At 43.6% G+C, this 2,864-nt stretch carries 4 protein-coding genes; all 4 read right to left on the bottom strand.

The features are described from left to right. Positions 1 to 32: 32 nt before the first annotated feature. Complete coding sequence (locus AB0O34_RS36545; RefSeq protein WP_363923550.1) at positions 33 to 356, bottom strand: hypothetical protein; 324 nt, start codon at positions 354 to 356, stop codon at positions 33 to 35. Further along, complete coding sequence (locus tag AB0O34_RS36540; RefSeq protein WP_363923548.1) at positions 353 to 934, bottom strand: hypothetical protein; 582 nt, start codon at positions 932 to 934, stop codon at positions 353 to 355. Before AB0O34_RS36540 ends, AB0O34_RS36545 begins: the two co-directional genes overlap by 4 nt. A gap of 138 nt (positions 935 to 1,072) precedes the next feature. Next, positions 1,073 to 1,327, bottom strand: a complete 255-nt coding sequence (locus AB0O34_RS36535; RefSeq protein ID WP_363923546.1) for a hypothetical protein — start codon at positions 1,325 to 1,327, stop codon at positions 1,073 to 1,075. A gap of 266 nt (positions 1,328 to 1,593) precedes the next feature. Beyond that, positions 1,594 to 2,721 (bottom strand): protein rep, encoded by a 1,128-nt coding sequence (locus AB0O34_RS36530; RefSeq protein WP_363923545.1) that lies wholly within the window; start codon positions 2,719 to 2,721, stop codon positions 1,594 to 1,596. Positions 2,722 to 2,864 lie beyond the last annotated feature (143 nt).

Below are 2,864 nucleotides of genomic sequence, written 5' to 3'. Positions count from 1 at the left end.
CAAAATTGGACAGACCACAGGCTGGGCGCGGCTCACAGTGAATTTTCAATACGCCTAGAAGGTGTTGATGATTGAACGCTAGGGAGGGAGCCTTTAGGGATGAAAAAGGTTACAGCCTTACCGTTAGCAATTGCGCCAACTGGGACTGATATTTCTTTGCCGACGAGGTTTTTAAAATCTGAAACGTTATGCGCTTTAAGTGTGAACATTTCTTTGCGCGTTTCACCGTTCGGTAGTGGAACGTCACCCAGAAGCTGGATTTTATCATCTCCACCATAGTCCTCTCCCGCTTTGTTTTGACCTTTGGGCGAAACGTAAATGTTAAGCAATTGGCCGTTCATGGTTAGCATGCTCATTTCTTAGACTCCTTTTTATCCAAAGAGTCAGATGAATCAATTTCAGGTTTAACAGAAGATTGGTCTGTGATGTATTGGTCAATACGTCCCCAAGTATTAATGTTGATGGGTACGTTCTCGCCAGTAACAAAACTAACCTGTTTCATTCCATCGTTATGGAGTAAGCGGGTTGTTTCTTCATCAGCAAGTTTTGCAATTAAGTGACGGTCAACAGAATTAAGACTTTCAAACATTTCAGTTGCGGCCTTTTCAAGGATAGGGGCTACAACATCAAAGCGATTGACGCCAAAACGATTGGCAATACAGGTAAACATTGCGGCAGCTTGATGGCTAATCTTAACGCTCATTTTAAAGCCTAACTCTTGATACATATCGTCCATATCTTCCTTTAAATAAAATTCATGAATAATAGATTCTGCTTTAGTTGATTTATTGGTCATTTGATTAATTCCGATATAGGTTCTATTGTCGATTCTGACAGTGAACATACTAGAATCTAATTCAGAATCAGTCAACAGGCTATGTACATCAAGAGCAGTAAATGAGGATAGGCGCTCTAGGTGAAAACTTGTTTCCACCTAGAGCACCTGTCAGGACTGGTTTTAATGGGTTTCATTTCACATTATGCGTTTAACAACAAAAAAACGGCCTGTAAGCTGGTTTTGCCTACGGCCGTTTAGCACCTGCAGTGCGATAAATTTTACTGTTAAAGATGTCTAGCAGGGCGAGGGCTCAAGAGCGTCTAGCATGGGGGCTTCCCCCATCCCCCCTTGAAGTTGATTATGTAACAAAATCATGCTTGAAACCTGAGATAGGTCATCGTTAAGTTTTTGCAAAAGGGGATAAGTTTGAGCGCGTAAAAATTCTTCATCAAGATGCTGGTCAAACAGCATTAAAATCAAAAGGCTTAGCTGTTCAGCCTCATCTACAACTTTTTTAATGCCGTGTGCGGTACAATCCATTTTAGACATGATCAACTCCATACAGTTGGTTGTGTTAGCCAGGGAATAGAGTTGCTGCTCTGCTCCCTGGCGATTAAATCGCTTTGTCGCTTCGGGTGCTCGTTTGCTCAGGCTTCGCACCTGCGCCCCGTAGCTCTAAAGCCATGATAAAAATTCGTTTACTCCTTGCTCGTCTGGGCTTTCTAGCTCATAAACCATGGTAGATTCGACCTCCTGAATGGTGTCGGAACCGTCTTCCCAAAGGTAGGTTAAACCGTTATTTCCTTCGAAAGTTTTCATTGTGATTCTCTCTCGCGTTTCTCGATTAACCACCATGCATTAGATCGATAATTTTCAGCTTTGGCAAGTGCATTATCTGACCGTTCATCTAATGGGCTAATAATGCGAACCTGCGGAATTTGGCCGCCAGTATGATGATGGTGATGCGTTACGCTATAGCCTGCATCAGTGTACTTGTAGAACAATTCGATATAGGGCAATTCATCGTCCAGTAACTCGTCAGTGAGCTTGTCAGGGACTTTAACGCCCCAGAATAGGCCAAAGGAGCCTTGAAGACGTTTCCCTTTAAGGATGGCGTAAGCGTGATAGTTTTCTTTAGGTGGCAAGTCGGAGAATTTGAGGGCGTATTTAAATACCTCAGCAAAGGACTTTGCAGGGTCTTGGGTATCGATAGGGCGGCAATCTACGATAGAAGAATCACCGGTGATCGATAGCCATTCTTGGGACAACCGGCTTTGTGATTTTTTAAGACCGGACGCCTTAAAATCAAAGTCGATTAGCTGGTCTGGGTCAACCAAGATGATCGCATGTAAGTGAGGATGCCAACCTTTGTCGCTAAAGGTGAACTCATAGCTGAATACAGCACCTTCAACCTTACAGAGTTCGTTAAATCCACGGCCTTTTTTAAGCCAGTCTCGGCGGCGTTCATGGTAAGACTTCCAAGATTTAACGAGGTGATCAAAGCGTTCCTGCAAGTCTTCACCGTTAGTAACGGTCAAAGTTAGCAAATAAGGCACTAAACGAGGGTTTTTAGAGGTTATCTCATTAAAACGGTCAAGATATGCAGCCAAACTCTTGGCGCCTCTCCTGATAGCACACAGTGGACATAGAAGATGCTTCATGCAGAATCTCGCTTTTGCAAGGCGGGTTTCCCCAACCGTGTAATAGTTCCGAAAAACTAACCAGTTACCACATGCCTCTAAGCGGCGTTTTAAATAGCCCACTTCATCGATACAAAGATCGACAGGATTACTCAGGTATTGTATATTTAAACCAGTTCGACGTTTTGCCTTACCGTATCTCTCGATGCGTTTTGGTAAATCATCAAACCCAGAGCCTCTCTCAGATAGTTCGCCCGCCAAAGCAACTGAATCTGTTAGGGGCTTCGTTCTTTCTGAAGCCATAGAATTTCCCTTCTTAGTTAACACCATTGTCCCCACTTTGTTTGTATGTATCAAGTATAAAGAGAACAACCCCCAACCAGTGACCGCCCAAAATTGGACAGACCACAGGCTGGGCGCGGCTCACAGTGAATTTTCAATACGCC

The organism is Sphaerisporangium sp. NPDC088356 (assembly GCF_040685555.1).
Taxonomy (GTDB): domain Bacteria; phylum Actinomycetota; class Actinomycetes; order Streptosporangiales; family Streptosporangiaceae; genus Sphaerisporangium.
This window is presented reverse-complemented; position numbering and strand designations above follow the sequence as displayed.